Consider the following 18,519-nt stretch of genomic DNA (forward strand, 5'->3'; position numbering starts at 1 on the left):
AGTGATATGGCCACTTGTCGGTTTTAAGAAATGGATATCAAATGAACAACAGCGATTTGTCATCCAAACTTACACAGGTCATAGAGCAGATTCCAAATGATGTGTTTTATGACTTTTGTTGTTCTTATGCGCAGGAGCATGAAGAGCTGGCTATGGCATTGGTCAATGAGTTCTGGAGGCCAGAGAAAGATGACTATCGCTCAATGGTTCAGCAATGTCTGATGCACCCAACGCCAGCAGGTATCAAGAATGGTGATGGTTTCGACTGGGGCGCTATCGCAGTAGATCTTTCTCGGATGATGAATCTGGCGGATGAGAAACTGAAAGAAGGGAGTTTGCTGGATGCTGCTGAGATTGCCCGATATGTGATGACACTGACTTGTGCTGAATATGAGGCTGACCATCCGTATGGAGAACAATACGGTGAGATTTGGGCACTACGTCGTGAAGGTCTTCGTGACGTGATGGCCAGGGCAAAGGCTATGCTTATCGACCTGCTTGTTACGGGAGAGGACATCGATGATGACTCCCAGAGAGGTATAATGAAAGAGATTGTTGCAGAATGCAAGCCCTTCAAGAAGACCCATATCTGTAGAATGGACGAGTTTCTGGAGGATGCGCAGGCGAAGGTGCTGTCACCGAAGCGATATATCGCATGGCTTCAGAAGAAAGTGGATAACACACGAGGTGGTTACTTCCGCAAACCGTATCTGGAGAAAATGGTTCGGTTTCTGGATAAGATGGGGAAGCGCAATGAAGCTATTGCTGCGATGGAAGCCAACAAAGATAAGAATGAAGAATTGAGACTGCTTTATGTGGATATGCTGACGGAGTGGAAGATGTATGACGAAGCTCTCAAAGTTGCTGACATCGATAATCTTACTCGTGCTGGTCTCTACGGCTATTCGGGAAAGATTCTTGCAATTCTTGATCTGATAAATGACCGTGACAAGACCATTGAAGTATGTAAGGATCAATTTAAGAAGACTGACAGGAAACATGTGTACTTCGACCGACTCCAAAAGGAAATGACGAAGGAGGAATGGGATGCTTTCATTGATGATACCATCCGTGATGCAGATGAGGTGTTTGTGCATGATTACGATGATGTGGAAGCACAGATTTACATGGAGCGGAAGATGTATGACCATTTGGTGAAGTTCTGCATGCATACCTCATATAATGCGGAGGAGAATCTGGAGAAATATGCCAAGTATATGTCAGAGGCTGACCAAAGGCTGGTGGCGCAGGACATCATTGAGCGGATGAAGCGACGTGCTCCAGAATGCAAGCGCGGTGATGACTATGACCATTTCGCTGGTTGGATAAGGAGGCTTTACAACTCTTCGCCTGAGTGTGAAAAGATTGCGAGAGAGGTTGCGGAGGAGATTGTGAAGGAGAATCCGAATAAGGCGTTTAGGAGGATGTTTGAGAGAGTTGGGGTGATGTAGAAGTATCAATATATAAGAAATCATTTGGAGACGATGTTTAGAATATTAGCTATACAAGTTCAGAAAGAGTGCAAGGACAGTATGAGAAGATGCCTTGTGCCAGGGATGATGTACTATCTCAACAATGAGTATGTTATTTCCGAAACGGCAAATTCTAAATGCACAATGAGCAGGAGGACTCCGTTTGCTAAAAATATCGATGAACAATTCTATAGGATTGACCCTGACAAGAATATCCGTATCAATGTTTCGGCAATTGTGGGCGAAAATGGAGCGGGAAAGAGTACACTCGTGGAATTACTACTAAGGACGATTAACAATGCCGCTATTAAATTTGAGTTACTCGCAGATAAGGATGAATTGGTGTATGTAGAAGGGCTATATGTAAGTGTGTACTTTGAAAGCGATGGCAGTATTTTTAAATTAATGGTAGCGGGGGGAAAAGATGATATAAGCTTAAAGGAAGTAGGTAAGATAAAGCCAGATGGTGTTACACAGGAAGATCGTGAGCTGAGTACTGACGAGGTTAAAGAGTGCTTTTTCTATACGCTGGTGTCTAACTATTCGCACTACGCCTATAATACATACGACTTTAGGAGCGAGTGGATTAAACAAACTGACGAGGATAGCTGCTGGCTAAAGTGGTTGTTCCACAAGAACGACGGTTATCAGGCTCCACTAACTTTGCATCCATTTAGGGATAAGGGTACCATAGGGATTGAACGAGAAAAGGAACTTTCGAACCAGAGGTTGTTGTATTTCTTTATGGACTATGGTAAAACGGCGGGGCAAAACAGCGTATTTGAAAACATCAAGAATAAAAGGCCTAAATATCTGAACCTTGTTGAAGTGAAGAAATCGAAACTTCAGGAGCACACAATATTGAGATTCTTTCAAGAGGAAAAGAATACTTATCTGTTGAAAGAACAAATCGGTATAGCGGAAACTATTGGTATCACCAAGTTGAAAGACGGGAAACTTTTAGCAAAGAATGACACGGAACTTATAAAGAAAATAATTGTCCCATTGGAACATTTAGCCTATCGAACCATGGGGCTGGATAAAGACAGGCAGAACCGTCATCACCTCCTTTTCCGGACTATGAAGACTTGGATAGAGGAAAAAGATAAAGAACTGAAAGACAAAGGTAAGGATGGGTTACTGCCAGTAGAAAGTGATTTGAAAAAGTTACTTGAAGTTCTTGAGAGTTTGCATGGCTATCTAAAAGCTGAAACCTATCAACGAGCAAAAAAACTTGAACTACTTTTAGATAGGTATTCATGTATGAACCTCTGCCAGTTACAGCGATTGGAATTGATAGATGATGTGTGTGATTTTTGGAATGGCCATGTGGCAGGTGTGGATATTGAGGAGGATATGGTGGTATTCGACCTGACGCCTACATCTATCGTGAAGGATTATGGTGAACTCACACAGAAAGAAAAGTGCTACCACTATATCGTCTATAAGACCATTGATATTTTTGAGACATATACCAGATTGTATGATGATCCGACGAGATACTTTCATACTATGCCACTGGGATTTCAAGGTACAACTGGTAATATTACTGCTGTTCCCATGGAAAAAGCATACATAAGGCTGGTGGCAGACGTGAGAATGGAGAAGACACATATTACATTGAAGTTAAGGCAGACTCTCTACTATTTAGAGCACTCACTTAAGGACGATGCTGATGGATATGTGGTAAAAGGAAAACTTGTGGAAGGATTTGACGGATTCTGCTTGTCGCTTGAGGATCTTGCAGCATATTATGCAGAAGAGGAGGAACGCAATGCAGATACACTGCCGCCACCAATATACGAGAGGCATTTCATATTTGAGACAACGGACGGAAGATTGACAGATATGGATACTTTCAGTTCTGGGGAGAAACAAATCCTGAACACGCAAAGTGCCATTATCTATCATTTGCAAAACCTGTGCAGTATCTTTAAGGACAAATCAAGGATGAAATTCTCCAAGGTGAATATCATATTGGAAGAGATAGAACTGTATTTCCATCCTGACTACCAAAGGAAGTTTGTTGACAGTCTAATATACTTACTGGAACATTCGGGAATAGAGGATGCTATCACCGATATTAACATCATCATTGTGACACACTCACCATTCATCCTGTCGGACATTCCCAAGAGCAATGTGCTGTTTATAAAAGACGGTCGAATAGACAACACCATGCAGACGAATACATTCGGAGCAAATATTCATAATCTGCTTAAAAACGGATTCTTTCTGCCTGGGTTGCCGATGGGAGAGTTTGCACATAGGAAGATAGATGGGCTGTTTGCTAAACTTAATTCGGGTGAATTTCCTTTGGAGATACTTGATGATATCTATCGTGATATTATGTTAGTTGGAGAACCCGTGTTAAGAAACGAACTGTTGATGCTGTTTGGAGGTTACAAATCACTTAAACAATGATAAACATTCAGTATCTTCATAGCCATCATCTTGATGGAATATGCCAAGCATGGAAAGATGCTGCAAAAGTACTGGTTGAGAAAAAAACAACCACCAAGAAGTATGCCTATACTCAAAAGTATGCTGACGGCACGTCGCAGACATTTCTATATGACACCCTTAAGGATAAAATATATGGGAGCTGTGAACTGATTTTAGAGGGCCTGATTCCTGACGATACATTTTTTGATACAAATTTTGAGGTGTCATGCGGATTACTGAAGGAGGAACTGGATTTTGTGTTTACAGACATTTGGACATACGTAGGAAAAGACTGGTTACAGGTGAAAGAAGATGCGGATAGGTGTGATAATAACAAGAAGGATACATGCTTATATTTCTATGTCTATAATGCATTGAAGGAGCCTTTCGAAGAACTCTATAAGTATATGCAGGAGTTGATGCAGGACATGGTATTTACAGAACTCAACATACGTACATGCCCTTATTGCAATAGGCAATACACCTTTACGCTAAAACCCAACAAGAAGGGGGAACCGCATACAAGCCCTGAATTTGATCATTTTTATCCCAAGAGTTTATATCCTACACTTGCTATCTCGTTTTATAATCTGGTGCCATCGTGTCATTGCTGTAATCACGGGAAAGGACAGAAACGACTACATATCAATCCCTACGAAAAAGGATTCCAAGGAGATTTTTGTATTGTAAACAAAGACGGCTACCGGTTAAATATTAAAGAGGTTTTGGACATAAAGGATGAAAAGGATATATATGTTGGATATAATGGGACACTTGATGAAAGAGAGGATGTAAGAATTCTTGGGTTGGATCAATTGTACACTATGCACAGTGACTATATACAAGAGATCATTGACAATGTGAACGACTATAACGAGGCATCAGCTAACGGACTGATTGACTCTTTCCAAGGCATATATAACACGCCACAGCAAATATACGACTTTGTATGGGGGCGGCATTTAGAACTGGCAGAACAAGAGTTGCGTCCGCTCTCTAAGTTTACTAAGGATATATTGGAACAGGTCGGGGTGAAGAGGTGATATTGAGAATTATGCCACGGTTATCAATAAAGTACATATTAGGAGGAATTATTATCTATGCCGAACTACTGATTGTTGGGCTGAGGGACTATATATGTTCTGAAGTGATTGACAAATGGTATACATTTGGCATTATAGCAGAAAGAGTAGCTGCGTGCCCATGGCTAATAGTGGTAACATCGGTGATACTGGCTATACCTTACTATTATATCATAGAGCATGTATATCGCCATAAGCGGTTCTCGTTATTGCGATTTGCTTTTTTCACAACAACGGCATTGATGTTTTTCTCACTTAATGGTGTGGCATTGACGGGCGGATTTGCATTGACCATCGCTCTTGGCTGTTGTTTCGTTGGGTTATGTGTTTTAGAAGTAATCAAGTCGTTATGGAATAATGATGGGCAAGTTACACTCATTCAGGAGAATAAGGAGCCTATAGCCAAAGGGTTCTCAAATATTACGAAGGATGATGATCTTTATGATTTGGGATGGGAGAGTTATGCTAAGGGACTGTATGATAAACTGGTCGCTACGAATGTAGAAGAAGCCTACGCTGTAGGCCTTAATGCGAAATGGGGTTATGGAAAGACGACCTTCCTTAATGAAATCAAGAAGAACTTGACGGGTGATGAAATCCTTATGGACTTTAATCCTTGGTTAAGTAATTGTCCGGACCAGATTGTGAAAGACTTTTTTGAAAACCTAAAAGAAAAACTACTGAAATATGACAATCAGATAAACGATGACATCGATAACTACGTGAAACTGCTTATCAATATGGATGTACATCCATTGATAACCTCCGTAGCAAAACTTTGGGAAGGGGTTTCTTCAACGAGTATTGCTGATAGTAGGGATAATATTCAAACTCGCATCAATCGTATCGGCAAAAAAATCATTGTCGTGATAGATGATTTAGACAGGCTTGAAAAGGATGAGATATATGAAGTACTAAAACTCATAAGGAATACTGCCAAGTTTAAAAACCTTATTTATATTGTTGCTTACGACAGATATTATATCTGTACCACATTAAAAGAAAAAGGTATCGTAGCCCCAGAAACATACCTATATAAGATATTTCAAATGGAGGTGCTGCTACCTACATTTGAAGGTGACTTAATAGAGAAGATGTTGATGGATGAGCTTAAGAAACAGTTGGATGGTGAAGTACAGCTAAATTTCTTGAAGGCAATTGAGAATGAAGTCAGCAAAGCTAATCACACAAAAAGAGCTATCGTTTTTTTCCTTAAAAACTTTCGGGACGTAAAGCGGTTTGCGAATTTACTCTGCTTGGAGATAGAACAAGTAGCGACCGTAAAGCTTGTACATGATGTGCTCCCATGGGGATTGTTCTGGCTTGAAATTATCCATTATGCCTATGAGGATGTATATCTGAAACTAAGAGATAACTATACGGAATTGCTGGCAGAAAATGGTTTTGACGGAAAACTGACGTTGAAGGATGGTAAGAATGATAATGGTATATTGGACGAGCACTTGTTTGAAGTATTGAAATATATGTTTGGGCCATCGACTGATTGTAGAGGTATAAACAACATCAACAGCTATTCAACCTATTTTAGCTTACGTCCATATATAGACCAGGTGGGGTGGTCAGATTTTATCTACTCTGTTAATACAAATGATGATCAAGTTGTTGAGCAGAAGATGAAGGAATGGCTTGATTCTCCAGAGGGAAAAGAAGCCTCGTTGTATTCAAGATTTAAAGGTATTAAAATAGGAAAATCCACGAGATTCAGCAAGGCGTTTGTACATTATTTCAAGGCTTTGGAATTTTGGGCTGATTACAAAAATAACAGTGTCTGCAAGTATTATCTTCCCAAAATATATCATCACATCGTGGACAAACGCAATTGTAATGACGGGATGACATCTCATGTCTGTGATTTTTTTGACAAGACGATTAATCATCTATTGGAAAAACGTGAGAATTGTGTTCTTCTGATGGATATATTGACGGAAGTGTATCCAATGGATTTCGGTGAAGAATACCTCATAAATGACAATGTTATAGGTGAGGAGAAGATAAAAGAATATGTAGTTATGGCTTTCAATAAGTTTATTGAAGGTCGAGAGATAAAGGTTGAGGATCTTTGTGACGATAAAAGCGAGATACATAGGCTTATTAAGAGCGCTAAGATTGATATGACAGAAGATTTTGGAGGCGCTCCATTCTTTGTGTTTGATTTTCTTTTAAGGGATTATTTTAAGAATAAGCCTGTAAAGGATAGTGCCGCAGTTTTGATGAATACATTCAGGCTCAATGGGGATATGATTGATTGGGGGTATGAAGAGGATGAATTGAGACATGATTTGTCTAACCGTATTTCTAAATATTTTGTGAGTCTGATCTGGTATCGCAATTTCCTTTGGCAGTGCGTTGCAGAAGAAAGAACAGTCGTTGACAAGTATATGAAAGATAATTTGTTGGCGTAACGTAGAAGACAGTATTGATTATGTTGGAGTCAAAGATGACGAAATCCGATTTTAACTATGATGAACAAGGACGGGCTATACTTGGCTCGGCCAAGGAGATGGCGGCATGGGTTGAACTTGGGTTTGAAGAACAAGATAAGAGAAAGATTCTTGACGAACCATTTTATAAGCATTATATTGATCTCTGTAATTGTGTACTCTATATTTCCTATCCGATAGACAGCAAGGAACCCCAATCCCAGATCTTTAATCTTTGTGATATGGCAGGGGTAGTGCCAGGGATTGAAAAGATAGAGGACGACCCAAATTATCTTTTTGAGGTAAAGCTTGATATTCATCTTGAAGGTTCTATACTCTACGGAAATTTCTTCCATTATGTGAAGTTTGACGGGATGGTTAGAATGGACGATACTACGATAAACAATACCTTTAGTTGTTTCAAATGTCTTTTTAACGGATATGTATTTATGCAAGGGATTCGTCTGGATGGAGGATATTCTTTTGAACAATGCTATTTCAACAAGGGGCTTTTGATGTCAAGTGCCGTGGTGGGCAGTATTAATGCAGAGTTCGGTAATTGTCTTTTTAAAGAATGTTTATCTTTGGCGGCAGCAGGCTTTACTAAGCAGACACATTCAAATCCGATAGAACTAAGGAATAGCACCGTAGACAATCTGAATATTTCAAATATAAGAACAGATGGCATTCCATTTTATATTCAAGATACAACGATTCATGGAATGAAAATGGATAATCTGAAGATGGATGGAACCCTTGGCTTTTATTCGTGTGATTTGGATGGAATCGTCACTTCGGTTATTGATGAGGAGAGCACAAATAACCATATCAAAGAGCTATTGCTACATAGCTGTAATGTCAAGGCTCAATGTCATATTGAGAATAGCGATATAGAAAAAGTTGCCATTACGTTCGGTAGAATTGAAGATTCTGGCCGGCTGCGCCTTTCACAATGTAATGTTGGGGAGTTTGTGCTTGGGTCATCGTCTATTTTGGGACTGATGGATTTTTTCGGGAATACGATTACTTCTATAAGTATGGAGGAATCTTGTGTTCCAGGGTATCTTAATTTTCAAGGCAATGATGTGAAAGAGTTTAAGGACAGGCAGACTTTGAGGTTGCTTAAGAATGAAGCAATAAAAGTGAATGATAAAGTGGCAGCTATGCAGCTTTATGCGAAAGAAATGAAATTATTGCTATCTGACGAAAGTGTTTCGAAAGGAGATAAGGTGTCTTTGTGGTTAAATAAGGCATTTAGTAACTTTGGACAAAACTGGATAAAGGCGTTGCTTGTAACTTTGATGTTGAGCATGACCTTTACACTCTTGATGCTGGGCATAGGCTCCCGAATTTATCAGTTCAATCTGAGTGGGGAGTTTATAGGGGTTGGTACGTTTGTTACTGCCTTGCTGGATAGCATCAACGTGTTCAGTATACCTTTATTCAGTGAAACTATTGAAAAATACGGTTTGAATGTGTTCGGACAGATACTGTATTTCGTGATAAAACTGGTAGTGGCGTATGGATCTTGGCATCTCGTCGTGGCATTCAGAAAGTACGGAAGGAGTTAAAGTATGACGCAGGATGAACGCTGGCAGAAACGATATGAAGAGGTGGTTGGCTTTATTGAGGCTAACAAGCGGAATCCTTCGAAGTATGTGGCGGAGGAACGGTTGATGGTGCACTTCCTGAAGCGTGGACGGAAAATGTTGAATGCAGGGGAACTGGCTGAACCGAGATTTAGTCAGTTCTTGGAACTGTTGGAATTGTGTAGTAGGTATAAGCATATTAATCAGTGGAAATGAAGCACTATACTTCAAACTATATTGGGATGGCAGGGTACTTGATGGACTTCGGCTTTGGCGGGTTCATCGGGTACGGGAAAGGTGTGTCCTGTCGTGAGGTTGAAGAAGAGCTGAATAGATGTGATAAGTAAGAAGTAAGATGGAAGATGTGGAGTCGTAGATGAACGGCTTCGCATTATAGCGGCATATATACAGGCATCCCCCGATTCAGCTTTTCGTGAGCTGGGTCGGGGGATGTTGCGTTTGGTTGGGCCGGTTCACTGGCGGCGGTAGTTGCCGACGACTTTGTAGATCTCTACGATGATGTCCTTGGGAATGCTGGACTCTTCGGGAGTGCCATCGACCATCTGTGTGAAGTTGATGCTTTGCTCGTCAGGCTGAGTGACAGATACCTTGCGGAGTACTTTATATTCGCTAGTAACTACGACGCAGATGAAATCACCGGGAATGTATGTTTTCCATGTTGCGAGTTTCTTCAGTGCGATGACATCACCTGGCATGATGATTGGTGCAAGTGACTTGTCATTGTTGATACACATGAAATCGAAATCTCCTGCAATAGGTAAAGATATTGGTATTACGCAACCTGTCGTTATTGGCTGGCCATCATTGTTCAGACATAATTCAAAATCAGTGTTGTAGAATAGTCTTTCATTTTCAGACCTTACATGTTGCTCAAAGGGTTTTATGCCGGCAAGAAACATATCTCCTTCGCCTGTGTACAACCAAGCTGCGTTTATGTTGTATTTCTTACATAGCAGTTCGATAGACTTCTTTTGAGGTTTTTGCCAGCCATTTTTGATTTTGCTTAGTACCTGTTCGTTTGCGACAATGCCGTCGCGGTAGAGTCGTCCTCCGGAAAGGTGCAGTTCTTCAGCAGCCTTTACGAATCTCTGAGCTACGCCCATCCCTGTAGTCTGTTCATTGTCTGTTGTCATAATGTTTAAATAATGCTAAAATATTACACGTTCGTGGAATGAAACTTATAAAACGTTTGGCTATATTTGTAAAAACATGTAATTTTGCCGCCGTTTTCGTAGCAATCCGGGTGCAAAGATAAGCACTTTTTACGGAATATGCAAGAAAAAACAAATAAAAATGATAACAAATATATAAAATACATAAAAACAACGTGTAATTTAGCATAGAGATATGGAGATACCCATAACGACATTACAGGCGATGCTGACCAACGCTGCTACACTCGGAGCGATGTCAGCGGTGAAGCGGCTCGATCCAGTCAAGGATGAGCTGAAAGCGTCAGAGGTGAGAACTTGGTTGGGAAACGACAGTAAGATGAGTCGGAAGTTTGATGCCATGGTCAGGAAAGGAATGATCAAGGGCTTCAAGAAAGGAACCAGCCAGAACTCACCTTTTTATTATTCCAAGTGTCAGATAGAGGCAGCGTTTGCTGCCGTAAGATGCAAAGACCTGCTATGAACGAAGAAACAGAACAACGAACAGCTGGGTACATCACATTGCCATTAGCAGTGCTGGATGGCTGGGTAGGGCAGAATGCACAGTACCTGAAATGGTGGACTCAGCTCAGGCGTGAAGCCTCTTGGATGGGCAAGACCGTCTGGTATAACCGCCAACAGGTTTACCTCCAAGCAAGACAGGTCATCGTAACGGTCAATTCGCTGGTAAAGCAGTGGCAGGTAAGCAAGCCAACGGTGATACACTTCCTACAGCGATTGGAAAGCGAAAAACTCATTGAGCGACAGACCGATAGTCGTAAGACAATCATCACCATCACCCCATTGGGATGGGCTGATTCGGAGGTAAAGCAAGAGGTAGCACCAGTGGTAAAAGTTGACCACGATGTTGACCACCAAACTTACCACCAACCTTTACCACCTATTATTAATAATAAAGAGAAAAATATTATAGCCAGTGGAGGAGCGCGTACGCGCGAGGAGGAGGTGGCTAATCATGATTTTGATGAGATTATCTCTTTTTTCAATCAACAGATGAAAGGTAAGGGCATTCAGCAAGTCGCGATTATCACATCAGAGCGCAGACAAGCCTTTGAACGTCTTATGTCGCAGACAGGTGTGAATAAAGACAGCGTGAAGCAAGCCATCAAAAATGCAGCCGCGAGTGACTTCCTGAACGGGAAGGGCCCAAAGGGTTGGGTGGCCAGCTTCGACTGGATGATGATGCCGCAGAACTTTCAGAAGGTGTTGGAGAACAACTACCGCAATAAACCAGTAACACAACAAGTACAGTATGGGACAACCGATGGATATCAAGACCCTCGTAGAGGTGTTGAAGCGTCAAGGACGAGCTCTTATGCTTCCGGGTATGACAGACCACTCTAAGTTACGTGTGGATGAACAGGGGCTAACGGCACTGTTGGAGATGGCCTACCGAAAGCAGGTTGCCATGCGCAGAGTTGCTTATGTTCCCAATAACCTGACCAGTGGAGCCATCAAAAAGCTTGCCCATTTCCTGACAGATAATGGTGATAACCGCTTTATGATCGTGCTGGACGGTAGTACAGCTACAGGTAAGACCACACTGATGACTGCTATGCGACAAACCTTACGCTGGCTGACAGACCACAGACTGGTGTCAGATGATGTAGGTTTAAGGATTCTTGACGCTACCAAGATCTGCACCTTGATGGACTCCAGCAGAGATTGGAACGAACTGTTAAGCTGGCCGTCATATCTTGGTATCGAAGACCTGGGCTGTGAGCCTGCAGAGATACTGAGATGGGGTAATCCCCTCTATCCTGTACGGGAACTTATCACAGAGCGATATAAGCTACGCCTTCCCATGGTGGTAAGTACTAACCTCGACAGTGACCAACTGAGAGAGCATCTTGGCCTAAGGATAGTGTCCAGAATGAACGAGATGGCTTTCTATATCCACTTCGAAAATGAAGACTTCCGCAAGATGGCGTGGTACAGTCACCATCCAGAAGCGAAAAACTAAGTGTGCAAAAGCGACGAATGAAAAATGAATGATGAATAAGGTGTACAACGAAAAAGAGAATAACAAATAAAACTATACAATGAAAGAACTAAGTCCAGAAAAGAAGCTCCGACTGGAAAAACTGGAGCTATTAACCTATGATGTTGAAGTGGGCAATACCCACAGAGTACGAAAGGTGAAAGGAACGATGCTTAATTCTGCCTTTCTGTTAGGTGAGTTGAGCGACAGCAGACGAACGATGATAGTCCGCCAAGTGGAGAACGAACGCAAACCAGTGAGAGTAGAAAGCAAGGATTTCGAGGGTGTGCTTATAAACATACTCATCGGATATATTCAGAGCAAGCGCTGTAAGTTACCGTTCAACGAGGCTTTTGCTTGTAAGCGACTGTCGCTGAAGTCTTGGCCTAAAGACTATATCGACGGCTTCATACCCAATGATTTCCATGTAAAAAGAGAGTATCTTGATGAGATTGCCAGAATGGTGAGTATCCATGTGACCGCCAACGGTCTGACGCTATCTCATTCGGAAGCAGCATAAATGAGAGATAATAACCAAGCTACTGCAGACCATTGTGGTCGCAGTACTAACGAAAACAGTTTAATTTCAACAATAATATTATGACTATGTATGTAATGTCCTCTGGTGAGGGCTTTGAAGACTACTGTCTTCGTACTTTTAAGACCATGCTTCATGGTGAGATGTTTCCCTATAGCTTACGCGAAACATACCACCTCGTGTTTGATTCGTGGGACGAGGCAGTGAATGAGATTAATGAGTATGGTGTAGAGGGTTATTCCTATATGGTGAGCCCTGATGCCGATGACTACCTTCTCAGTATGTGTGGATTCACCCAGCATGTTGTGATGCAAGATAGGTCACTGCAACTGCTTGCCTTGTTCTGTGACACTACCTATCGGCAGCAGATGGCTATCTTTGACATTCCCGTGCGCTTTACAACCAGATGTGAAAAGATGGCAAATGGTAAGATGGGAATTGTGCAGATTCCCATCAAGGATTATTTGCCCAAGAGTCCAGATGCTCGCAACGATGGATTCATGTCCTGCTGTGGTGATTTGTACGCCAAGACCTGCTTTGACAAATTCCTGCAGGAGTCGGGATTTACGCAGAGTACAGCAGCTGTCGCCGCATCCTATGGTATTCCGGAAGAAGGGCTACTGTGTATCTTGAACCAGAACGGCATCATTAAGGAGAACGAGGATGATGCAGGTTGGGAGTTGGCAGAGGCGTTAAAGGATTCGGAGCTGATTAGAGAAAAGACAGGAACGGACGGAATGCCAGAAAAGCAATGGACTTATAAAGGTCAATACTATATCTGGGCGTTGATCACCAACAATTGCTCTGTCAGACCTCGTTGTGATAGAAGCAACTATCAGAAGTGATAATCATACGATTTGTTTATTAATAAAAAGGAAAGGACGCTGGCTCGTGAGGGTCAGCGTTTTTTGTGCCCTGATGTTAAGGAAGGAATGAAAAGTATATAAAGCAGATAAAAAGGCATCGTGATTGAAATAATCGCAGTACCTTCGCAGCCGAAAACGAAAAACAGGATAACACGAAAAAGAAAATACTATGAAATTCACAACACTATTGACAATCATCATCACGGGCTATGTCATCTATTATGCCTATCAGATTATCCACGACCTGTTCTTTACTAAGGGTGTGCTGTCTGATGAGCTGCACATAGAGGAAGAGGTGGACATCACGGGCGAAGTTGAGAAATACCAGCCTGTCAAGGTCAGTAGGGAAGACATCCCGCTGACAAAGACATCCACTAAGGAGGAAACCTCTCAGGATGACGGACTGACTCAGATGTGCGGTGGCTACACCATTGATGAGCTGCACAATGCCCTCAGAGAGGAGCATGACAATCCAGGCAGCACAGCCCTGAAAGATGTGATGAAGCTTTACGAATAGACTTAAACCTTACGGATGAAAAACACACAATCCCACTTTAAGATTTTTCAAAAAAACAAGTAAAACAATGAAAAACACACTATGCAGAAAAACTGGAGCAAGCTCTGCTCCCTTTTGAAGTCATGTAAGACGAAACTGTCTTACCAAGGTTTGAGACTCGCCAGCTTGGCGTTGATGTTGATGATGAGCACGGGCTATGCTATGGCCGATGCCGGATCGAGTGCCATCACAGGTGCTGTAGGTACCTTCAAGGGTTACATCGACCCAGTACGAAACCTTCTCTATGTGATTGCCGCAGTGGTCAGCATCATTGGAGCCTTCAACGTGTTCTACAAGATGAACAATGGCGACCAGGATGTCAAGAAGACCATCATGATGACCATTGGCGGTTGTGCCGCACTGGTAGCGATGGCCGTTGCCCTGCCTAAGTTCTTTGGCTATTAAGCTATGGAAGCGAACTACGCAGGTTACCCCGTGTATAAAGGTCTCCAGATGCCCTTGGAGTTTATGGGCATCCGGGGACGCTTTATCCTCATTGCCGCAGCCACCTTCGGAGCAGCTTTCCTCGGCTTCATTGCCGGATATGTCCTCTTTGGACTCGGTATCGCCCTGCTTGTGCTGGGTGTCAGTGCCGGAGGCGGTCTGCTTACCATCTATCTGAAGCAAAGAAACGGCTTGCATACCAAGCAGAAAGAAAAAGGAATCAAACACTATCATCATCTGTATGAGCACTAGGAAAAACACACTGGACGGACTTTTTACGGGCATCGAGGATATTACCGATGCACGGGGCAGAGTTGTCAATACCGTGCTGTATAGCAAGGCAGGCAACTACAGTTCTATCTTCGAGATAGAGAACCCCGTGCAGCAGTATTGTACCGATGCAGACCAGTACTATGCCTTTATGAACGTGCTGGATCATATCCTCCAGACCCTTGGTGAAGGCTATGCCCTGCAGAAGCAGGACATCTTCTGCCGACAGGCCTACCACCATGACATCACCCCTGATATGGAGTTCCTGACCCAAAGCTATTTTAAGTACTATGAGGGCAGACCCTATACCGAAATCCGCACTTTTATTGTCATCACCCAGGAAACCCGGAAGAGCACCTTTGTTGCCTATGACCCCAAGAAATGGGCAGAGTTCAATAACAAGGTGCAGAAGGTAAAGGACATTCTGGAGGAAAAGGGCTTGCCACACCATTTGTTAGACAGGAAGGAGATAGACGAATACCTCCACCGCTTCATGGCCTTTGACTTCAAAAAAGGACCATTCGGTATGACGAACTTAAAGTGTACTGATGAGTGCCTGAAGATGGGCGATAAAGTCGTCAAGAACTTCTCACTCGTTGACATCGACGTGATAGACCTGCCGAATGTCATTCATCCTGTGCAGACCAAGCCCGTCAACGGCTATCCGGTCAGCACCGATTTACTGTCGTTTCTCTCCACAGTACCCCTGACGGACTGTGTGGCCTATAACCAGGTCATCCAGATACCAGCCCAGAGAAAGGAACGTCAGCGACTCATAGGAAAAAGTAAGCGACATGCCTCCATGCCAGACCCCAGCAACAAGATTGCCAAGGCCGACATCGACGAGGTTCTGGAAGTCATTGCTACAGAACAAAAGTCACTCGTCTGGACAAACTTCAATGTTCTCGTGTCCTGTAAGCCAGAACATCTGACCAAGGTCACCTCCTACTTAGAAACCAAACTCTTTGAGGTGGGCATAGCCCCAAGCAAGTCAGCCTATAACCAACTGGAACTGTTTATGGACTCCTTCCCCGGCAATGCTTATAGCTTCAATAAAGACTATGACCTCTTCCTGACCCTGCAGGACTCGGCTTTGTGCCTCTTCTATAAGGAGCGCATGAAGCATGACGAGGTGACACCGCTGAAGGTATTCTATACCGACAGACAGGGAGTGCCTATAGCCATTGATTTCACAGGAAAGGAAGGAGAAAAGAAACTCACCAACAACTCTAACTTCTTCTGCTTAGGCCCAAGTGGCAGTGGCAAGAGCTTTTCGACCAATACCGTGGTTCGCCAGTTGATTGAGCAGGACACCGATGTCGTGATGGTTGATACCGGTGACTCGTATGAAGGTATCTGTGGCTATTTCCATGGCACCTATATCAGCTACAGCAAGGAGCATCCAATCTCGATGAACCCTTTCAAGGTCAGTGATGTAGAGTATCAGCAGAACTTCGGAGAGAAGAAAAACTTCCTGAAGTCCCTCATCTTCCAGATTTTCAAAGGTAACAAAGCACCTGAAAAACTGGAGGACACCATCATAGATACCGTGCTGAACGAGTATTATGATGCGTACTTCCATCCCTTTAGTGGTTATACCAGCGAAGAGAAGGAAGAGCTGCGGAAGCAACTCTTACTGGCTGACAAGCGTAACGGGAAGTACGGTGAGTATATCGAGGCCATTGAGAATGACAAGGATGTTGTGGAGGAAGGAACCACGGATTCAACGGATTGTACGGATAGAGCAGGCAGACAGAGCTACAGCGAGGATGAAAAGGCACACCATGCCAAGGTGCAGCGCATCGTAGAGAAACTGCATAACCTCGCCAATGATTCTGCTGCCAGTGCCGGAGAGCGTGTACATGCCAATAACCAGCTGATGCGTCTGATGCCAGAGCTGATAGAAGGTCACTATCTGATGAAGATAGACCAGCGGATAGAGCGTATGGAGCGGCAGAAGCGTGACCTGAAAGTGACGAAGCTGAGCTTTGATACTTTTTATGAATACGCCTGTGAACGCATTCCTCAGATGATGGACGAGAAGAGCATAGCCTTCCCCATCAATGAGTTTGCCGCTATCCTGGAACCCTTCCATAAGGGAGGAAAGTTGGAAACCATCCTCAATAACGACATGGACTTGAACCTCTTTGATGAGAAGTTCATTGTCTTTGAGATAGACAAGATCAAGGATGACCCCGTGCTGTTCCCCATTGTAGTGCTGATTATCATGGATGTCTTTTTGCAGAAGATGCGCATCAAGAAGGGACGCAAGGCACTGATTATCGAAGAGGCATGGAAAGCCATCTCCTCACCCACGATGGCAGAGTATATCAAGTACCTGTATAAGACGGTGAGAAAGTTCCACGGCATTGCAGGCGTGGTGACTCAGGAACTCGGTGATGTGATAGACTCTCCGATTGTCAAGGAAGCCATCATCAACAATAGCGACATCAAAATCCTTCTCGACCAAGCCAAGTTCAAGGACAGGTATGGTGAGATAGCTGCCATCCTCGGTATCACTGACGTACAGCGACAGCAGATCTTTACTATCAACTCACTGGACAACCATGAGGGACGTAACTACTTCAAGGAAGTCTGGATATGCAGAGGTCAGAGTGCCGATGTCTATGGTGTGGAAGAGCCTCCTGAGTGCTATATGGCCTATACGACTGAACGCGCAGAGAAGGAAGCCCTGAAAATCTATATCAAGCACTATGGCGATGATACCGTAGAGGGCATCCGCCACTTCTGTCAGGATATGGAGAAGGCTGGACTGACAGGTAAGTATTTGAAATTCGCCAACGAAGTCAACAAGCAACAAAACGTGATGGAACTATGGGACAAAGTAGCATAAGACGACAAAGAACAAAGGTTGTGGTACTGTTGCTGGCTGCACTGGTCAGCACAGTTCCTGCCAATGCCTGGTGGCGTTGGAACATTGACTATTGGACTATTGCGCAGGTTGGAGAGAATACCGCTGCCGAATCTGGAGCAGAGGGAATACATAACAACGCCCTCACTGAGCAGAGAAAGAAACAGGAACGCATTGCCGAGTATACCACAGCTATCAATGTCATCAGACAGCTCTATAAGCAGTCCATGCAGAATACCAAAGGCTTCGGAGAGGAAAGCAGATACTATCAGCTGATAGGTGAGAATGCCCTGTATATTGTGACCAATATCCCTGTAGCAGTGAGCTGGCTCACCAGAAAGCCGCATATTAACCTGCCGCTGTGCCTGAATGAAATCAGTAACCTGACCATGAAGACAGAACAGTGTATAGCAGGCTTTGTGAACATCGTCAACAATGGTCATGTCAAGTCGCCGCTGAAGGATAATTCGCTAATACCAGGTGGAGGTGGCGTAGCCAACATCGGTCAGGATGACGGCTACAACTTTATGAGCCGTTCAGACAGGATGGGTATGGCCAATGACATACTGGAGGACTTGGTGATTGTCAGGAACAACCTCGACTATCTTATCTTCATGTGCCAGACTAACAACGGACTTGAAGACCTGCTGATGGAGTTGGATCCAGATACATGGTGTAATGCCATGCAAATGAAGTGGTCGGTTGGTGACATTGTCAGTGGATGGGAAGACTTCTCTTAAAGTGAAAAGTGAAGAGTGAAAAGTGAAAAA

General features: G+C 43.3%; 17 protein-coding genes. 16 read left to right on the forward strand and 1 reads right to left on the reverse strand.

All coding sequences use genetic code 11. From position 1 onward, the window contains the following. The first annotated feature begins 41 nt into the window (after positions 1-41). From M1D30_RS03700 to M1D30_RS03725, 6 genes are read left to right on the forward strand one after another with little or no spacing between them, the layout of a single operon-like run. Positions 42-1,451: a hypothetical protein gene (locus M1D30_RS03700; protein WP_248506397.1), complete on the forward strand. Its 1,410-nt coding sequence runs from the start codon at positions 42-44 to the stop codon at positions 1,449-1,451. 33 nt (positions 1,452-1,484) lie between these two features. Continuing rightward, complete coding sequence (locus M1D30_RS03705; protein ID WP_248506399.1) at positions 1,485-3,896, forward strand: AAA family ATPase; 2,412 nt, start codon at positions 1,485-1,487, stop codon at positions 3,894-3,896. Beyond that, positions 3,893-4,960, forward strand: a complete 1,068-nt coding sequence (locus tag M1D30_RS03710) for an HNH endonuclease (protein WP_248506400.1) — start codon at positions 3,893-3,895, stop codon at positions 4,958-4,960. The genes M1D30_RS03705 and M1D30_RS03710 overlap by 4 nt, the downstream gene beginning before the upstream one ends. Positions 4,961-4,971: 11 nt before the next feature. Further along, positions 4,972-7,422 (forward strand): P-loop NTPase fold protein, encoded by a 2,451-nt coding sequence (locus tag M1D30_RS03715; protein ID WP_248506402.1) that lies wholly within the window; start codon positions 4,972-4,974, stop codon positions 7,420-7,422. 35 nt (positions 7,423-7,457) lie between these two features. Beyond that, positions 7,458-9,011, forward strand: a complete 1,554-nt coding sequence (locus M1D30_RS03720) for a hypothetical protein (RefSeq protein WP_248506404.1) — start codon at positions 7,458-7,460, stop codon at positions 9,009-9,011. A gap of 3 nt (positions 9,012-9,014) precedes the next feature. Then, positions 9,015-9,245, forward strand: coding sequence for a hypothetical protein (locus M1D30_RS03725; RefSeq protein WP_248506406.1), 231 nt, complete (start codon positions 9,015-9,017; stop codon positions 9,243-9,245). A 257-nt stretch (positions 9,246-9,502) separates the two neighbouring features. On the opposite strand, the gene M1D30_RS03730 is transcribed toward M1D30_RS03725, so the two are convergent. Beyond that, positions 9,503-10,183: a hypothetical protein gene (locus tag M1D30_RS03730; RefSeq protein ID WP_248506407.1), complete on the reverse strand. Its 681-nt coding sequence runs from the start codon at positions 10,181-10,183 to the stop codon at positions 9,503-9,505. Between the two features lie 214 nt (positions 10,184-10,397). On the opposite strand from M1D30_RS03730, the gene M1D30_RS03735 reads away from it, so the two are divergent. The 10 genes from M1D30_RS03735 (at position 10,398) to M1D30_RS03780 (ending at position 18,489) form a co-directional block, all read left to right on the forward strand. Further along, positions 10,398-10,685: a hypothetical protein gene (locus M1D30_RS03735; protein WP_237834977.1), complete on the forward strand. Its 288-nt coding sequence runs from the start codon at positions 10,398-10,400 to the stop codon at positions 10,683-10,685. Beyond that, complete coding sequence (locus M1D30_RS03740; RefSeq protein ID WP_248506409.1) at positions 10,667-11,566, forward strand: hypothetical protein; 900 nt, start codon at positions 10,667-10,669, stop codon at positions 11,564-11,566. Before M1D30_RS03735 ends, M1D30_RS03740 begins: the two co-directional genes overlap by 19 nt. After that, positions 11,475-12,185, forward strand: coding sequence for a hypothetical protein (locus M1D30_RS03745; RefSeq protein WP_248506411.1), 711 nt, complete (start codon positions 11,475-11,477; stop codon positions 12,183-12,185). The genes M1D30_RS03740 and M1D30_RS03745 overlap by 92 nt, the downstream gene beginning before the upstream one ends. Before the next feature lie 79 nt (positions 12,186-12,264). Next, entirely contained in the window at positions 12,265-12,723 is a 459-nt protein-coding gene (locus M1D30_RS03750) for a hypothetical protein (RefSeq protein WP_248506413.1), read from the forward strand. Positions 12,724-12,803: 80 nt separating this feature from the next. Next, the gene (locus M1D30_RS03755) at positions 12,804-13,586 is read left to right on the forward strand and encodes a hypothetical protein (RefSeq protein ID WP_248506415.1); all 783 of its coding nucleotides are present in this window, start codon (positions 12,804-12,806) and stop codon (positions 13,584-13,586) included. A gap of 190 nt (positions 13,587-13,776) precedes the next feature. Continuing rightward, positions 13,777-14,124 (forward strand): hypothetical protein, encoded by a 348-nt coding sequence (locus tag M1D30_RS03760; RefSeq protein WP_139261238.1) that lies wholly within the window; start codon positions 13,777-13,779, stop codon positions 14,122-14,124. An 81-nt stretch (positions 14,125-14,205) separates the two neighbouring features. Beyond that, positions 14,206-14,568: a DUF4134 domain-containing protein gene (locus tag M1D30_RS03765; RefSeq protein ID WP_073203634.1), complete on the forward strand. Its 363-nt coding sequence runs from the start codon at positions 14,206-14,208 to the stop codon at positions 14,566-14,568. 3 nt (positions 14,569-14,571) lie between these two features. Then, the gene (locus tag M1D30_RS03770) at positions 14,572-14,859 is read left to right on the forward strand and encodes a DUF4133 domain-containing protein (protein ID WP_248506417.1); all 288 of its coding nucleotides are present in this window, start codon (positions 14,572-14,574) and stop codon (positions 14,857-14,859) included. Continuing rightward, on the forward strand, positions 14,849-17,731 hold the full coding sequence (locus M1D30_RS03775; RefSeq protein ID WP_248506418.1) for a TraG family conjugative transposon ATPase: 2,883 nt from the start codon (positions 14,849-14,851) through the stop codon (positions 17,729-17,731). Before M1D30_RS03770 ends, M1D30_RS03775 begins: the two co-directional genes overlap by 11 nt. After that, complete coding sequence (locus M1D30_RS03780) at positions 17,713-18,489, forward strand: hypothetical protein (protein ID WP_248506420.1); 777 nt, start codon at positions 17,713-17,715, stop codon at positions 18,487-18,489. Before M1D30_RS03775 ends, M1D30_RS03780 begins: the two co-directional genes overlap by 19 nt. Positions 18,490-18,519 lie beyond the last annotated feature (30 nt).

The sequence above is a fragment of the Prevotella sp. E15-22 genome, from assembly GCF_023204875.1.
Lineage (GTDB): Bacteria > Bacteroidota > Bacteroidia > Bacteroidales > Bacteroidaceae > Prevotella.